Origin of the sequence: Colwellia sp. BRX10-1, assembly GCF_014077545.1 — a bacterium.
Classification (GTDB): domain Bacteria; phylum Pseudomonadota; class Gammaproteobacteria; order Enterobacterales; family Alteromonadaceae; genus Colwellia_A.
Genome location: NZ_JACGWC010000001.1, coordinates 328,197 through 345,637, shown reverse-complemented (window position 1 = coordinate 345,637; position 17,441 = coordinate 328,197). Strand labels below are relative to the sequence as shown.

Here is a 17,441-nt window from a genome sequence, read left to right as displayed (position 1 = left end):
TTGCATTTTGCATGACGTTGTTTACTCTACAAATGAATTTATAGAGGTAAACATGCTTCCAGTTGTTGCACTTGTCGGACGTCCTAATGTTGGCAAATCGACGTTATTTAACCGATTAACCCGAAGCCGAGATGCTCTCGTAGCAGATTATCCTGGCTTAACGCGTGACCGTCAATATGGTCAAGCGAAAGTAGAAGATCATCCATTTATTGTTATTGATACCGGCGGTATTAATGGTAATGAACAAGGTATTGACGCATTAATGGCCGAACAGTCATTAATGGCGATAGCAGAAGCCGATGCTGTTTTATTTATGGTTGATGCTCGTGATGGTTTAACATCAGCGGATATCGGTATCGCTGACTACCTTCGTAAACAAAATAAGAAAATATTTTTGGTTGCGAATAAAGTTGATGGTATTGATGCTGATTCTGCTGTTGCTGAATTTTATGAATTATCACTGGGTGATACCGTTCATAAAATTGCCGCCGCGCATGGTCGTGGTGTTACACAATTATTAACACTTGCATTAACACCTCATATAGAAGCACTTGGTGAAGCACGTGAAAATGATGAGTTTGATGGTGCACAAGAATTCTCAGCTAAAACTGATGAAGAAAAAATTGCCGAAGCACCGTTTGAAAATGATAAAATCAAACTTGCTATCATTGGTAAACCTAATGTGGGTAAGTCAACACTGACTAACCGTATCTTAGGTGAAGACCGCGTTGTTGTTTTTGATGCGCCAGGTACCACTCGCGATAGTGTATATATCCCGATGGAACATGATGGCCGTGAATATACATTAATTGATACTGCAGGTATTCGTCGTCGTAAAAACGTGACTGATGTTGTAGAAAAGTATTCTGTTATTAAAACACTACGTGCCATAGAAGATGCCAATGTTTGTTTGTTAATTATTGATGCTCGTGAAGGTATTACCGATCAAGATTTAAGTTTACTGGGCTTTATTTTAGAAGCAGGTCGTTCTTTGGTACTTGCGGTTAATAAATGGGATGGTCTAGAAGAGCATGTTAAAGATCGTATTAAAACCGAATTAGATCGTCGTTTAGGTTTTATTGATTTTGCACGTATCCACTTTATCTCTGCTTTACACGGTACCGGTGTTGGCCATTTATATGAGTCAGTTGAAGAAGCTTTCATTTCAGCAACTAAACGTATATCTACCTCAATGGTTACCAAAATATTAGATATGGCCACGTTTGATCATCAACCACCGATGAGTCAAGGACGTCGCATTAAGCTTAAATATGCGCATGCCGGTGGTTATAATCCACCTATCATTGTTATTCATGGTAATTTAGCCAAAAAGCTTCCTGTTTCATATAAACGCTATTTAATGAATTATTACCGTAAATCATTAAAAATAATGGGTACGCCGATTAGAATTGAGTTTAGAGAAACAAGTAACCCGTTTGCTGGCAAGAAAAAGTTAACTTATACCGAGCAAAAGAAAATGGCCAGAGCTACTGAAGGTTATAAGAAAGACTAAAAACTTACGTTTTTTTTGATAATAATTTAACATTACTGAAGCCAATCATTTGATTGGCTTTTTGCTAAGTGCTACATTTAAAATACTTATTCTTAAATGTTAACATTATGGCAGCCACTCCTAAAAAAATTGCATTGGTTAACCGCTTAGACAGAAACCTTGGCTTATTGCAGTCAGGCTCAACGATTACTATCGATATAGCCACACCAGCCGGACAAAAAGCAAAGTTTCGTAGCACCTTCATTGGCTACCTCCCCAAGCATTATGTTTTAGTGCAATTTCCTGATGCAAATAAATTAGGGAATTTTTCCCAATATATTACCCAAGGTGCTGGTATTACGGTGCGAGGTTTAATTGAAGGGCATGAGGGCGCGGTGGTTGCTTTTATCAGTAATGTTAAACAAACCTTACAAATACCTTCGAGATTAATTGTCCTTGATTTTCCACGTTCTGTTAGCTTACAAAGCTTACGTTCAGCGATGCGCATTGATACCGATATTGTTGCTAAGATAAATATTGCTAAAGAATATTGGCAAGCGACCATTATAGATATTTCTGTTAATGGCTGCCAAGTATTGATCACTAACGGCGAGTCGTTAGTGATGGAAAAAAATAAATCTGTCGAATTAATTGTCGAAGACTTTCAAGGATTAGGAAATTTAAAGTTTTCTGCAGAAACCTGTAGCTACAAATCACAAGCTAATGGCCTTTGTATCGGTTTAAAGTTTGAAGAAAAAAGTAAAGCATCAGTGATAAAGTTACTTCAGCATGCCGTTATTGCTGAAAATTAAATCTTATCAATAACTTGGCTTAAAATACGACCATCACTGACTTGAATAGATATTTCATCGCCAATACTCACTTGATCTTTTGTGCGAACAATTTGCTGATGACTATTTCGACTGACACTATAACCACGGGCAATAGTCGCGAGCGGACTGACAATATGGAGCTGCTCAATAATGCTAACAAAGTGCTCAGATTTATTTTTTACGCTAACGTCTAATGCCCGTTGTAATCTGTCATCTAAGTGGCGCAAGGTACTTTTATGTTGAATGATCACTTTTGTTGGATCTACGTGTTGTAAATCGCGTACTAACTTTTCGGGTTTTTGTTTGAAACGTGCCAATTCACGCTTTATTGCTTTATCTAAACGAATATTCAATTCATCTGATTTTTGTTGATGCTGCTGAAGTTTTCTTTCTGGATGAACTTGCGTTAAGCGATGATTAAGGTTTTGTAGGTCTGAGTTTTCTTGTTTTACTTTTTGAGTAAATAACTGCTGAGCCCGCTTTGATAATTCTTGTAAGCGACTTTGTAACTCACTATTGTCTTGTGAAACCAGTTCTGCCGCTGCTGAAGGTGTTGGCGCTCTTAAATCAGCAACGAGATCACTTAATGTTGTGTCTATCTCATGACCGACAGCGCTGATAATTGGAATGCGGCTATGAAAAATAGCATTCACTACGTCTTCTTCATTAAAGCTCCATAAGTCTTCTAGAGAGCCTCCTCCACGACCAACAATTAATACTTGGCATTCTTCACGTTGATTAGCGATATCGATGGCATGAACAATGTCATTCTTAGCATGCTCGCCTTGCACAAGTGCAGGGTATATAACGATAGTAATTGCTGGATTACGTCTTTGCAAAACAGATATAATATCTTTAACTGCAGCACCCGTTGGCGAGGTAACTATGCCAACCGTGTTAATATTTTTAGGAATGGCTTGCTTGAACTGCTGAGCAAACAAACCTTGTGCATTGAGCTTACTCTTTAATTGCTCAAATTGTTGTCGCAATAAACCTTCACCCGCATCCTCCATCATTTCAATAATTAATTGAAAATCACCTCGTGGCTCATACAAAGAAACCTTGGCGCGTACTAACACCTGTTGGCCGTTGCGAGGCGTTGAACCATCCGCTAACCTTACTCGTCGATTGTTGCCCTTAAACATTGCGCAACGCACTTGCGATTTACTGTCTTTGAGTGACAAATACCAATGACCCGAGCTAGCAGCAATGAAATTTGAGATTTCACCACACAACCATACGGTATTAAGTTCACTTTCTAGCATGAACTTTACTTTTCTCGTCAGTTCACTTATCTGTAAAATGTGCTGCGTAGCCATAAAATACTTACTTTATCTAATGTTAAGGCGATTTGAGTCGATATATCCGCTCTGCTTAAATATACGAGTTTCAGCAAACCTAAGCGAATCATAATCTAAGCACATATTTTTGTTAAAGGTTATTCCCTTAAATAAAATGTAACGACGCGTATTACTTGTTCCGATTCCCCGAAAGGGGCTTATGAACACTTTATTTTACGTTATTGATTTCAATAATAGAATAACTATTATTTTCAATCAATATCTTGCTTAAAGGCGTTTATAATTCCCTTTGGATCTTACCTATTAAAGTGGAACCAGTAAATTATATATTCCTTTAAACTCCCCAGAGATAATTATTTCAGTTTATCGTTAAATTTAAGTTGTTCTTAAACCACAAAACGGTTAAAATTCTGCCGCAATATTCACTCCCTAACCAACCTTTTTAGAGAGATGTTGCGATGCTAAGAATTGCCCAAGAAGCACTAACTTTTGATGATGTATTACTTGTACCTGCTCATTCAGAAGTACTCCCACATACGGCCGATTTAAAAACTAAATTAACCCGTAAAATTAATTTAAATATACCTATGGTATCTGCATCTATGGATACAGTTACTGAAGCACCTTTAGCTATTACATTAGCGCAAGAAGGTGGTTTAGGTTTTATTCATAAAAACATGACCATCGCTGAGCAAGCGGCTAACGTATTAAAAGTTAAAAAATACGAAAGTGGTATTGTTTCCGATCCCGTGACCGTCAATGCTAACTTTACTATTGAAGAAGTCATGCATAAAGCTGATGATCTTGGCTTTTCAGGTTTCCCTGTTGTTGATGAAAATGGCAATCTTACCGGTATAATTACTGGCCGTGATTTACGCTTTGAAACAGACCTCACTAAACCTGTCTCAGCGTTAATGACGACTAAAGAAAAATTAGTCACGGTTAAAGAAGGTGCCGCGCGTGAAGAAATACTTGGCTTAATGCACAGTAACCGTATTGAGAAAATTTTAGTGGTTGATGATGCCTTTAAATTAGTGGGTTTGATCACCGCTAAAGATTATCAAAAAGCTGAAAGTAAACCTAATGCTTGTAAAGATAAATTAGGTCGTTTACGAGTGGGCGCCGCTGTCGGTGTTGGCGCGGGTACTGATGAACGTATTGACGCGTTAGTTGCCGCAGGTGTTGACGTCTTATTAATTGATACTTCACATGGTCATTCCCAAGGTGTTCTTGATCGAGTAAAAGAAACCCGTCAAAAATATCCTGACTTACAAATTGTTGCTGGCAATGTGGCGACAGGGGCTGGTGCAAAAGCATTAGCCGATGTTGGCGTAGATGCGGTTAAAGTTGGTATAGGCCCAGGTTCAATATGTACTACGCGTATTGTAACTGGCGTTGGAGTACCACAATTAACGGCTATCTCAAATGCAGTAGAAGCGCTTAAAGGTACTGGCATTCCTGTTATTGCCGATGGTGGTATTCGATTCTCTGGTGATATTGCTAAAGCACTGGTTGCTGGCGCGCATTGTGTGATGGTTGGTAGTATGTTTGCTGGAACCGAAGAAGCACCTGGCGAAGTAGAACTTTATCAAGGTCGCTATTACAAATCATATCGCGGTATGGGCTCTTTAGGCGCAATGAGCCAGAAAGAAGGTTCAAGTGATCGTTATTTCCAGAAATCTGATGGCGAAGCTGACAAGTTGGTACCGGAAGGTATTGAAGGTCGTGTTGCTTATAAAGGGCCTGTTTCTGCAATTATCCACCAGCAGATGGGCGGATTACGCTCATCAATGGGTTTAACCGGCAGTAAAGATATTGAGACCATGCGAACTAAACCCGAGTTTATGAAAATTACCTCGGCAGGTATGGGTGAGTCGCATGTTCATGACGTAACCATCACCAAAGAAGCACCAAACTATCGTATGGGGTAGTAATATTGGTTGAGTTATTTTAGCTCGATTTCTGCGTTGCAAGTGCTCATTGACTATCGTCAACTCCGCGCTAGCGCCTTGAAATAGAGCTAAATATTCTCAACTTGATGCACTGAAAATATTCTTAGTTACTTTTAGTTAACTGGAAAACAAAAGATTCTACAGGCTGAGTTATCAATAAATAACTCAGCCTGTTCATTTTATAAATCCGCTCTAAATGAATGAGCTTTAGGCAAGGCTGTTGAGTAATTAAACAAATGACTTATCTTATTATAAATAAGGTTTTATAAATGATTTTGTTTCATTACGAATACAACGCAGTATAAAGTTTAGACATAACGAGCGTTAAAGTAGGAAAACAACATGAGTAAAGACATTCATGATCACCGAATACTAATTTTAGATTTTGGTTCACAATATACTCAGCTAATTGCTCGTCGCGTACGTGAAATAGGTGTTTATTGTGAACTTTGGTCTTGGGATGTAACCGAAGAGCAAATTAAAGGTTTTAACCCGACAGGTATCATTCTAGCTGGCGGCCCTGAGTCGGTCACTGCAGAAAATTCACCTCGTGCACCTGAATATGTTTATAACGCTGGCGTTCCTGTTCTAGGTATTTGCTATGGCATGCAAACAATGGCTGAACAACTTGGCGGTGGTGTTGAAAGTTCAACGCACAAAGAGTTTGGTTATGCCGCGGTTGAACTTATTGCTAAATCTGCGTTATTCAACAATGTTGAAGACAGTATTGGTACTAACGGTAATGCTTTACTAGATGTCTGGATGAGCCACGGCGACAAAGTGTCAGCTATACCAACAGGCTTTGTTACTGTTGCACAAACAGCAAGTTGTGCTTATGCAGCAATGGCAAACGAAGAAAAGCAATTCTATGGTGTGCAGTTTCACCCTGAAGTGACCCACACTAAACAAGGTTTACGCATTTTAGAAAACTTTGTTGTTGAAATTTGCCAGTGTGAAAAATTATGGACTTCATCATCAATCATTGATGATGCTATTGCAAAAATGAAAGCTCAAGTCGGCGACGACGAAGTTATCTTAGGTCTTTCAGGCGGTGTTGATTCATCAGTAGTTGCTATGTTATTACATCGAGCGATTGGCGATAAATTGACCTGTGTATTTGTTGATAATGGTTTACTTCGTTTAGATGAAGGCCAGCAAGTCATGGATATGTTTGGCGATCACTTTGGTTTAAATATTATAAAAATTGAAGCCGAAGATAGATTTTTAGACCGCTTAGCGGGTGAAAGTGAGCCAGAAGCAAAACGTAAAATTATTGGTAATGTTTTTATTGATGTTTTCGAAGAAGAGTCGAATAAGTTAGATAATGCCAAATGGTTAGCACAGGGCACTATTTACCCTGACGTCATTGAATCGGCCGCCTCAGCGACCGGTAAAGCGCATGTTATTAAATCACATCATAATGTTGGCGGCTTACCTGATTACATGAAACTAGGCTTAGTTGAACCATTACGTGAGTTATTTAAAGATGAAGTACGTAAAATAGGCTTAGAGCTTGGCTTACCGTACGATATGCTTTACCGTCATCCGTTTCCTGGCCCTGGGTTGGGTGTACGTATTCTAGGTGAAGTTAAAAAAGAATATGCTGATTTATTACGTCGTGCCGATGCTATTTTCATTGAAGAATTACACAAGCATGATTTATACACTAAAGTAAGCCAAGCGTTTACCGTATTTTTACCGGTAAAATCAGTAGGAGTTATGGGCGATGCCCGTAAATATGATTGGGTTGTATCATTACGTTGTGTTGAAACCATCGACTTTATGACAGCACGTTGGTCACATTTGCCTTATGATTTCTTAGGTTTAGTGTCTAATCGGATCATTAACGAAATTGATGGTATTTCACGTGTCGTTTATGATATTTCAGGTAAACCACCCGCGACGATTGAGTGGGAATAAACAGCACTTTTATTACTTATAAATAATAATGGCCTTAGCATTTAAATGTTAGGGCTTTTTTTTTACTTATTGTTTTAGCGTGTAAAAATAAAGTAGGTGATAAAACCTGTGCTGAGAGAGATTAGGGATGAAAAGGAAATATATTTAGCCTTCAAAAGAGTTGAAGGCTAAATAAAGCATCTTAGTTTAGGTCAACTAGAAGCTATAAACGAGCGTTAACGCCGTTTGAGTATTGGTGTTTTCTTTGCCTTCTTCAACATCAGTATTATAGTCAATCTTAAAACTAACTTTTAATTGTAACGTTGAAATAAGCTTAGTAGTTATTGAGCTTTCTGCTTGATAATTACTGTTTTCACCACTTTTAGTCGCATACTTAGCAACAAATCGCTGCTTAAATTTAACATGTTCGTTTAAATTACGTGTATACAAAGCTTGTGCTTGTATAATGAAAGCAGACTTGTTTTCAGTATACTCATTACCATTTTCATCTTCTAAACGTACAACGTCTTTTTTATAACCGGGTCCGATATCAGCATCAAATGTGCCTGTTTTACTTTCAAACCAACGACGACCCCAACCAGCAGAGATAGAGCTTTGAGTCTCAAATCCGCCAAAACGATTATCGTCGTGAGATACATTACCATAGACATAGTTAGTTTTTTTAGCGCCAATGGTATAGTTAGTTTGACCCACTATCTTCCATTGCTGATCTGTTGTTTGAGTCTGTTGAACACCCTCTTCATCTTCAATCTCTGCTTTACTTGCAAGCAAGTCAAAGCGAACAGTACTTCGCCATAAACCTAATTCATGATCTAAATCGAAGCCAGCTTTTATATCGGTGCTTTTATTATCGCCAGTTTTAAATAGTGCGCCTAATTCAGCAGACATACTTAATGGATCTTTTGGAGCGACTGCTTCTTCGGCAAAAGCATTAAGTGATAAGCTGCTACATAAAGCAACAATTGCTAATTTATTGTTCATTTTTGGTCTCTTGATTAACATGTACAGAAAGTTGTGGAAAAGGTATTTCGATACCAGCTTTGTCTAGTTCTATTTTAATCGCTTCTAGCAAATCAAAATGCACAGGCCAATAGTCTGCTGTTTTTACCCATGGACGAACGACAAAGTTCACTGAACTATCAGCTAAGGCACTAACACCAACAGTAATAGCTTGGTCTTTTAATACTAAATCATGATTACTCACAACATCTTTTAGTATTTGCTTTGTTTGTTTTAAATCTGCGCTATAACCAACACCAATGACTAAATCTATTCTTCTGGTTGCTTTAGCTGAATAATTTGTAATGGTGCCACTTGTAATACCACCATTAGGAATAATAACTGTTTTGTTATCACCGGTTCTTAACTGTGTTGAAAATACATGCACTTCTTCAACAATACCTGCGGTACCTGAAATTTCAACAAAATCACCGGCTTTAAAAGGCTTTAATGAAATTAACAAAATACCTGAGGCAAAGTTTGATAATGAACCTTGTAATGCTAAGCCTATTGCAAGACCTGCAGCACCAACAATGGCCACTAATGAGGTGGTATTAAAACCTAAGTGAGAAATCGCAGCAATAAAGGCAACCATCACAACTAAGCCATAAATTAAGCTAGCGATAAAAGAAGTTACGGTATTATCGAATTTTTTGTGGGTAAGGATTTTTTTTGTTGCAGAACTGATCAGTTTTGCGACAAATTTACCAATCACAAAGATAGCAATCGCGATGATAAATTTTATTAGATTTTCTTGTAACATAGCCTGGTTTTCAACTAACCAATTAGTAACATTGTCCATTTTTTGTACTCCGTTTAAAAATTGTGGAATATTATAGTGAATTTGACAACATATTTCTAATAATATTACATTTTTCTAATAATATAACGAAAAATTTACAAAAAAAGGAGCCGAAGCTCCTTAATCTTAATGGCTAGCTGATGTTATTTTATAATAGCGTTCAGTTTGCCAGCATCATATAAATCAAACATAGTATCTAATGAAATGGGTTTGATTTTATCTGCATTACCCGATGCGCCAAATGAATCATAGCGAGCTATACAAATTTCAGTCATGGCTTTAGTGGTTTCAGCTAAAAATTTACGTGGATCAAATTCGCTTGGGTTGTGTGCTAAGAAGCGACGAGTTGCCCCCGTTGATGCTAAACGTAAATCAGTATCAATATTAATTTTACGAACACCATTTTTAATGCCTTCTTGAATTTGCTCTACTGGCACGCCGTAAGTTTCAGGAATATTACCACCATATTCATTGATGATAGCAAGCCACTCTTGTGGCACTGATGATGAACCGTGCATAACTAAATGGGTATTTGGGATACGGTTATGTATCGCTTTAATACGGTCAATCGCTAAGATGTCACCTGTTGGTGGACGCGTAAATTTGTAAGCGCCATGAGAAGTTCCACAAGCAATCGCTAAAGCATCAACTTGAGTTTTCTTAACAAAGTCAGCGGCTTCTTCTGGGTCAGTTAACATTTGTTCTTTTGTTAATATCCCTACTGCACCAATACCGTCTTCTTCACCCGCTTCACCTGTCTCTAATGAACCAAGACAACCTAATTCACCTTCAACAGAAACACCACAAGCATGTGCCATTTCAACGGTTCTGCGTGTTACATCAACGTTGTATTCATAGCTTGAAGGCGTTTTACCATCAGACATTAAAGAACCATCCATCATAACTGATGAAAAACCCATTTGAATTGAACGCTGACAAACACTCGGCGAGGTGCCGTGATCTTGATGCATTACCACGGGAATATGAGGGAATTCTTCAATTGCGGCAAGAATTAAATGACGAAGAAAAGGAGCGCCAGCATACTTACGAGCACCTGCAGAACCTTGTAAAATAACCGGGCTATTGGTTTTGTCTGCAGCGATCATTATTGCTCTAACTTGCTCTAAGTTGTTAACGTTAAAAGCGGGAATACCGTATCCGTATTCTGCAGCGTGATCTAACATTTGGCGCATAGAAATTAAAGCCATTGAATTACTCCTAAGTGTTTAAGATGTCATATATTATTTGCCCAATCTCAAAAAAAACAAGTTTCATTGTGAAATTTAAGCTTTCGTAACGTAAGTATATCAGATAAGAAATTGACATGGCAAAAGAAAAAATAATGCCATTAATGGTTTTTATCTGTTTATTTATAACGGTTTTAAATAATGTTCTATAATTACTATCAAGAAGGTCGATAAACTCGATTTATAGCGAATATTTGTGCTTTTGTTTTGTAAGTTTACAACGAAAGAGTGAAATGTAATGAAAGCGCCGTTGATGGTTTTTATGAAGTTTTTTAGAAATAATAAAGAAAGCTAAAAAAAACCGCCTTTTATAAAATAAAGAGCGGTTTGATGTTGATGATTTAATTAACGTGTTTTACGTTTTAGCGCGTTCTTCTAAGATAGCGACAGCGGGTAACACTTTCCCTTCTAAAAATTCTAAGAAAGCACCACCACCGGTTGAAATATAGGAGATTTTATCGGCTATATCATATTTATCAACAGCAGCTAAGGTATCGCCACCACCAGCAATTGAAAAGGCTGAGCTTTCGGCAATTGCTTTTGCAATAGTTTCTGTACCACTACCAAATTGATCAAATTCAAAAACGCCAACAGGTCCATTCCAAACAATAGTGCCAGCATTTTTAATTATTTCTACGAGTGCCTGCGCTGAATCTGGTCCGATATCAAAAATCATATCTTCATCGCTAACATCGTTAACTGACTTTAACGTTGCGACAGCCGTTTCTGAAAACTCTGTACCAGTAATAACATCTGTTGGCACCGGAATATCGCCATCATTTGCTCTTGCCTGCTGCGTTAAACGGTTAGCTTCATCAAGTAAATCGGCTTCGTATAATGATTTACCCACATTATGTCCGCTTGCTGCTATAAAAGTATTTGCAATGCCGCCGCCAACCACTAATTGGTCAACAATTTTCGCTAATGACTCTAACACGGTTAATTTTGTAGAAACTTTAGAACCACCAACGATCGCCACTAATGGGCGTGCAGGATTGTCTAGTGCTTTACCAAGTGCTGCTAATTCACCGGACAATAGTGGACCCGCACAAGCAATAGGTGCAAACTTTGCTACGCCATGTGTACTAGCTTGCGCGCGGTGCGCGGTACCAAAGGCATCCATGACAAATACATCACATAATGCAGCTAATTTTTTTGATAAAATATCATCATTATTTTTTTCGCCGACATTAAAGCGAATGTTTTCAAAAACAACTAATTCACCTACTTTTGCATCAACGCCATCTAAGTAATCTTTTGCTAGATGCACGGGGACATTTAATGCGGCAGCTAAATAGTCAACGACAGGTTTTAATGAAAATTCTTCGTTGTACTCACCTTCAGTTGGACGACCAAGGTGGGACATTATCATCACTTTTGCGCCCGCTTCTAAAGCAAGTTTAAGGGTAGGTAAAGCCGCTCTTAATCGAGCATCAGAGGTTATTTTTCCGTCTTTAAGAGGTACATTGAGATCTTCTCGGATCAAAACTCTTTGATTGGCTAGCGCCAAGTCGGTCATTTTAATTACTGACATTTGCTGTTTCCTATTCGATAAATTTTAAAGTTATGGGTGTTTTTTACTGTTATTATTTTTTAAGCTGAATATCTTTTGCCATGGTTTTTGCCGTATCTATCATACGATTTGCAAAGCCCCACTCGTTATCACACCAGACCAGCATTTTTACTAAACGCTTGTGGCTAACACGCGTTTGGTTGCCGTCAACAATACAAGAATGTGGGTCATGATTAAAATCTACAGAAACCAGTGGTTCTTCTGTGTAGCCTAAAATTCCTTGTAGTCCATTATTTTGTGCACGAATAATGGCTTGGTTAATCGCGTTAATATCAACATCTGTCGACAAGGTTAGGCTTAAATCCATCGCGGTAACATTAATCGTTGGTACTCGCACGGCAATCGCTTCGAAGCGTCCAGCAAATTTAGGCAGTATTCTTTCAATACCTGCTGCTAACTTGGTGTCAACCGGGATGATAGATTGGCTTGCTGCTCTACTAAGACGAAGATCTGGATGGTAAGCGTCGATAACTTGTTGATCATGCATAGAGGAATGAATAGTGGTAATACTGCCACTTTCAACGCCAAAAGCTTCATCAATGACTTTTATTACAGGCACAACGCAATTCGTGGTGCATGAGCCGTTCGAGACTATTTTATCTTTTTCACTGAGTTGTTGATGATTAATACCATAAATAATGGTGGCATCAACGTCTTGTTCACCAGGGTAAGAGTAAAGTACTTTACTGGCTCCTTGGCTCAAGTGAATATTTCCATCGTGTTGATTGGCAAATTTACCGGTGCAATCAAGAACGATATCTATGTTATGTTTTTTCCATGGCATGTCTTCGAGGGACTTTTCATGGCTAAGTTGTATGACATCGCCAGCGATAACTAACTGATTGTCAGCTAACTCAACTGAAAAAGGGAAACGACCATGGGTGGTGTCATATTTTAATAAATGCGCAATACCTTTAGGCTCGGCAAGCTCATTAATTGCGACAAGCTTTAAATATTGGTTATCAGCATTCTCATAGAGGGCACGAGCAACACTTCGACCAATTCGGCCAAAGCCATTAATAGCAATGTTTACAGACATAAGTTTATCGGCATAGGTTGATGGTATTAATTTAGGGTGTTGATAAAAGTCAAAGTCCTTCAAACGAGTATACATTTCGTTTGAAGGCTTTAACTTATAGGCTTTAGCTAATGACTAAAGCTGGTTTACAGTCTTAACAACATTTGCCACGGTGAAACCAAAATGTTCAAGTAACACGTTACCTGGTGCAGATTCACCAAAAGTTGTCATACCGACAACAGCGCCAGAAAAACCAACATACTTGTACCAAAAATCAGTGTGAGCAGCTTCGATAGCGACACGTTTTATCACAGATGAAGGTAATACTGATTCTTTGTATTCGCTTGATTGTACATCAAAAGTATTGGTTGACGGCATAGAAACTACGCGTACTTTTTTACCATCAGCGGTTAATTGTTTTGCAGAATCAAGGGCTAATGATACTTCAGAACCCGTTGCAATGAGTATAACGTCAGCAGTACCCTCACAGTCTTGCAATACATAAGCGCCTTTGGCGATGTTTGTTACTTGTGAACTGTTACGCGCTACTGCCGGTAAACCTTGGCGAGAAAATATTAATGACGTAGGGCCATTTTTACGTTCAATCGCTGATTTCCAAGCAACAACAGATTCTGTTGCATCACATGGGCGCCAAGTATCCATATTCGGGGTAGTACGTAAATTCGTTAACTGTTCGATTGGCTGATGTGTTGGACCATCTTCACCTTGGCCAATAGAATCGTGAGTGTAAACAAATATATTTTGAATACCCATTAAAGCCGACATACGAACTGCGTTACGCGCATACTCCATAAACATCATGAACGTTGCACCGTAATTAATAAAACCACCGTGCAATGAAACACCATTCATAATGCCGCTCATACCAAATTCACGTACGCCGTAATAAATGTAGTTACCGGCAGCGTCTTTTTCAATACCTTTAGAGCCTGACCATAACGTTAAGTTAGAACCCGCTAAATCAGCAGAACCACCCAATAACTCAGGTAATATAGCGCCAAAAGCTTCAATAGTATTTTGTGAGGCTTTACGCGAAGCAATATTTTCGCCTTTATCTTGGCAAGCTTGCACTAAGGCATTGGCTTTTTCTTCGAAATCGCTAGGTAAATCACCTTTAATAACTCGACGCTCGTATTCGGCAGCAAGTGCTGGGTGAGCTTGTTGGTATGCTGAAAATTGGTCATTCCAAGAAACTTGGCTCGATTGGCCTTTTTCTTTTTGATCCCATTCAGCATAAACATCGCTTGGAATTTCAAAAGGGGCATGTGGCCAGTTTAACGCTTTACGTGTCGCTGCAATCTCATCATCACCTAATGGTGCGCCATGACAATCATGTGTGCCTTCTTTATTCGGTGAACCAAAACCAATAATTGTTTTACAACAAATCATTGATGGTTTATCCGTTACTGCTTTAGCTGCAGTAATTGCCGCCGCTATAGCTGCTGAGTCGTGACCGTCAACGCTTATTACGTGCCAGCCATAAGCTTCAAAACGAGCAGGTGTATCATCTGTAAACCAACCTTCAACTTTACCATCAATTGAAATACCGTTGTCATCCCAAAAAGCGACTAATTTACCTAATCCTAAAGTGCCGGCTAATGAACATACTTCGTGAGAAATACCTTCCATCAAACAACCATCACCTAAGAAACAATAAGTAAAGTGATCAACGATGTCGTGACCTGGACGGTTAAATTGTGCAGCAAGTGTTCTTTCAGCAATGGCCATACCAACTGCATTAGAAATACCAGCACCTAATGGTCCTGTCGTTGTTTCTACACCTGGGGTGTAACCGTATTCTGGGTGGCCTGGTGTTTTAGAATGTAATTGACGGAAATTCTTTAATTCTTCAATCGGTAATTCATAACCGGTTAAATGTAATAAAGAATATATAAGCATTGAGCCATGACCGTTCGACAAAACAAAACGATCGCGGTCGGTCCAATTTGGATCTGTTGGATTATGTTTTAGAAAATCGCGCCATAGTACTTCGGCAATATCTGCCATGCCCATTGGGGCTCCAGGGTGTCCGGATTTCGCTTTCTGTACGGCATCCATACTTAAAGCTCTAATTGCATTGGCCAGTTCTTGACGAGACGGCATATTGACTCCAAATCTTTATTATATTTATACTTAAAATGAACTAAGTATATGAGGGGTGAAAGTGCCACCATTTTCACCTAGACCACCACTAAACTGCAAACGATATTATGCAAATAAGTGTTTTTTTTTGGTATTACTTAGACAAAATGGCTAAAAAGACCAATAATATAACATTCTCTCACTGGTCGATTGTTTATAATTTATCTGTTTTATTAATTTTAAATGGTTGAATTACCAATGTTAATCGTATAGATTGGTTGAGTTTTGTACAGATGTCAAAATAACAACTATAAAACCTGACACAGGAACATTTATGAACAGGTCATCTTCACGAGGATTTAAGCTGACAACAGTGATTTTTGCGGTAATCGTATTGGCTGTTTCAGCGGCATTGAGTAATATCTCAATCGTAGGTGACAAGGAAGTTACAATAGAAAAATCTACCAGTGAGTAATCGTTGGTAATAAATTATATGAATTTTAAAGGCCTCGTTTACGAGGTTTTTTTATCTCTACGCTGCATTAGTGCATTCTGCACGTTATTTTTGTTTACGACAAATTATAGACCCTCATCCATGGAGGCAATAGTACGGTGCTGTGATCGTATGGATGCAGGAAGTAGAGTAACGCAGTAGCAGTTACCGAGGTGGCAAGGAGTGTCTATGTTCTGTATCAACCAGCGATCAAGCTAGTTCTTTTTGTAGCCATTTAAGTGCTTGCTGGCGACCTAGCTCTAAACCATTAAACTGCTTAATGTTTAACTTATCATTACTACGTTTATTGATAATATCTTCAGTGTTAGCAACACCTTCTTTAGAATAGTTGATTGAGGCTATTGATTTCATATGAATTAGAGAACCCATCGTTAACTGCGCCTCAAGTGAATAGGTGTAAGGATAAATTTTATTGACGATAACACCAAAGTCAGTTTTAAAAAAAGTACAAAAAAAAGTTTCAATTTCTTCCATCATTTCAATTGAGATATAAACGCCTTTATCAAAAATCACTTCGGCAATTTTTTCATTTAAAAGGTTTATTTGAACAAAACTTAATCTATGTTTTTCCATTTGGGGACTCATAGTGAAATGTATTTGATGAAGCAACAATTGTAGTCTGTTTTTTTAATTACTAGTAGGCTGATCTACGGATAAATTTATCGAGGGGCTAGCTAATAATAAAATAGCGCTTTTAGGTTAATAGCTGATATTTAACAATAAAACTACTTATTAGACATGGACTATTAAGAGTGGGGCGCAATACTATGATGTTATCTATTAATTAGATTATGTGATGGTAGATCAATACAGAGTATTCCCTACTTTCTATGCTTTTCTTTCATTGTGTCTTTATTATAGTAATGATAAGTGTGAGGGCTGCTATAAGCGGGTTACCTAGCGGTAAAAAGTATGATTTTTAGGCTAGTTGTCTGTTTTTAAATTCTTACTTAGTTTAGTGATTTTGGTGTCCCTGAGAGACGTCGTTTAGGTTGGTTAACTAACTGTTAGTTATGGCTTTTGGTTTTCATCTTGCTGTCAGTGTTACTTTGAGTGTTACTATAATCAAAAGTCATTAATAAAGCCATTTCCAAACATAGCCTTCATTTGAACATCTACCATAGGCCAATATTTCTTTTCTAACTCGGTTATCTGATTTCTTTTTTGTTCAAATGTTTTCCAACGCATCCATTTAGGCTTAGGCCAATAATAAATATTTTCAAACATATTGTTTACGTCAGGCCAGTCAAAACCCCATAGCTCTTTTCTTAGCTTTCTAATGCGCCTCATTAGCCGCTCGTTTGGGCGTTCACTTTGGCTGGCGTAATGTAAGCCGATACATTGCCGACAACCATAGGCGTATTTGATCGCGTAAAGGCTTTGTCGCTGTTTTTGGCAGTATGGGCAAGTTATGTATAGTTTATTGCTGGCGCTTCGATTATCGCGCTTTAAGGCTATTTTGTGAGGTTTATCGTTTATGGTGAATTCTACATATCTAACATCATTTTTATTTTCTTTTAATACTAACTTACTATGATTATCACTTAGATGTTCTGAGTTGATTGTATAAATACCTAATGGTGAAGTGAGTAAATGCTTAAATACATTGGCATGTATCCGATGATACTCACCAGTGTAAGCCCTTATTTGTGTTCTCCCGTAATGATGACCTTTTGGCATTGTTATT

At 38.2% G+C, this 17,441-nt stretch carries 14 protein-coding genes; 5 read left to right on the top strand and 9 right to left on the bottom strand.

What is annotated here, in order from left to right; translation table 11 throughout:
* Window positions 1–52 precede the first annotated feature (52 nt).
* On the top strand, window positions 53–1,513 hold the full coding sequence (gene der, locus H4J75_RS01500) for a ribosome biogenesis GTPase Der (protein WP_182176297.1): 1,461 nt from the start codon (window positions 53–55) through the stop codon (window positions 1,511–1,513).
* A gap of 107 nt (window positions 1,514–1,620) precedes the next feature.
* Window positions 1,621–2,304: a PilZ domain-containing protein gene (locus H4J75_RS01495; protein ID WP_182213275.1), complete on the top strand. Its 684-nt coding sequence runs from the start codon at window positions 1,621–1,623 to the stop codon at window positions 2,302–2,304.
* On the opposite strand, the gene xseA is transcribed toward H4J75_RS01495, so the two are convergent.
* Window positions 2,301–3,644 (bottom strand): exodeoxyribonuclease VII large subunit, encoded by a 1,344-nt coding sequence (gene xseA, locus H4J75_RS01490; protein WP_182221151.1) that lies wholly within the window; start codon window positions 3,642–3,644, stop codon window positions 2,301–2,303. The genes H4J75_RS01495 and xseA overlap by 4 nt on opposite strands.
* Before the next feature lie 440 nt (window positions 3,645–4,084).
* Here xseA and guaB point away from each other — a divergent pair, with 440 nt between their 5' ends.
* Together guaB and guaA are read left to right on the top strand one after the other, a co-directional pair.
* Window positions 4,085–5,557, top strand: coding sequence for an IMP dehydrogenase (guaB, locus tag H4J75_RS01485; RefSeq protein WP_182213278.1), 1,473 nt, complete (start codon window positions 4,085–4,087; stop codon window positions 5,555–5,557).
* Between the two features lie 363 nt (window positions 5,558–5,920).
* Window positions 5,921–7,498, top strand: coding sequence for a glutamine-hydrolyzing GMP synthase (guaA, locus tag H4J75_RS01480; protein WP_182221150.1), 1,578 nt, complete (start codon window positions 5,921–5,923; stop codon window positions 7,496–7,498).
* Window positions 7,499–7,693: 195 nt separating this feature from the next.
* On the opposite strand, the gene H4J75_RS01475 is transcribed toward guaA, so the two are convergent.
* The 6 genes from H4J75_RS01475 to tkt form a co-directional block, all read right to left on the bottom strand.
* A complete protein-coding gene (locus H4J75_RS01475) occupies window positions 7,694–8,479 on the bottom strand; it encodes a YdiY family protein (RefSeq protein ID WP_182221149.1) in 786 nt (261 codons plus the stop codon).
* The gene (locus H4J75_RS01470; RefSeq protein ID WP_182213283.1) at window positions 8,469–9,299 is read right to left on the bottom strand and encodes a mechanosensitive ion channel family protein; all 831 of its coding nucleotides are present in this window, start codon (window positions 9,297–9,299) and stop codon (window positions 8,469–8,471) included. The genes H4J75_RS01475 and H4J75_RS01470 overlap by 11 nt, the downstream gene beginning before the upstream one ends.
* A gap of 143 nt (window positions 9,300–9,442) precedes the next feature.
* The gene (gene fba / locus H4J75_RS01465) at window positions 9,443–10,507 is read right to left on the bottom strand and encodes a class II fructose-bisphosphate aldolase (protein WP_070374794.1); all 1,065 of its coding nucleotides are present in this window, start codon (window positions 10,505–10,507) and stop codon (window positions 9,443–9,445) included.
* 394 nt (window positions 10,508–10,901) lie between these two features.
* The gene (locus H4J75_RS01460) at window positions 10,902–12,080 is read right to left on the bottom strand and encodes a phosphoglycerate kinase (protein WP_182213285.1); all 1,179 of its coding nucleotides are present in this window, start codon (window positions 12,078–12,080) and stop codon (window positions 10,902–10,904) included.
* Window positions 12,081–12,132: 52 nt separating this feature from the next.
* Window positions 12,133–13,158, bottom strand: coding sequence for an erythrose-4-phosphate dehydrogenase (gene epd / locus H4J75_RS01455; protein WP_182213568.1), 1,026 nt, complete (start codon window positions 13,156–13,158; stop codon window positions 12,133–12,135).
* A gap of 114 nt (window positions 13,159–13,272) precedes the next feature.
* Window positions 13,273–15,261, bottom strand: a complete 1,989-nt coding sequence (gene tkt / locus H4J75_RS01450; RefSeq protein ID WP_182221148.1) for a transketolase — start codon at window positions 15,259–15,261, stop codon at window positions 13,273–13,275.
* 313 nt (window positions 15,262–15,574) lie between these two features.
* Here tkt and H4J75_RS01445 point away from each other — a divergent pair, with 313 nt between their 5' ends.
* On the top strand, window positions 15,575–15,715 hold the full coding sequence (locus tag H4J75_RS01445) for a hypothetical protein (RefSeq protein ID WP_182213288.1): 141 nt from the start codon (window positions 15,575–15,577) through the stop codon (window positions 15,713–15,715).
* Window positions 15,716–15,943: 228 nt separating this feature from the next.
* Here H4J75_RS01445 and H4J75_RS01440 read toward each other — a convergent pair whose 3' ends face one another.
* Window positions 15,944–16,327, bottom strand: coding sequence for a hypothetical protein (locus tag H4J75_RS01440; RefSeq protein WP_182221147.1), 384 nt, complete (start codon window positions 16,325–16,327; stop codon window positions 15,944–15,946).
* 492 nt (window positions 16,328–16,819) lie between these two features.
* Window positions 16,820–17,434, bottom strand: a complete 615-nt coding sequence (locus H4J75_RS01435; RefSeq protein WP_182221146.1) for a hypothetical protein — start codon at window positions 17,432–17,434, stop codon at window positions 16,820–16,822.
* Between the last annotated feature and the right edge of the window lie 7 nt (window positions 17,435–17,441).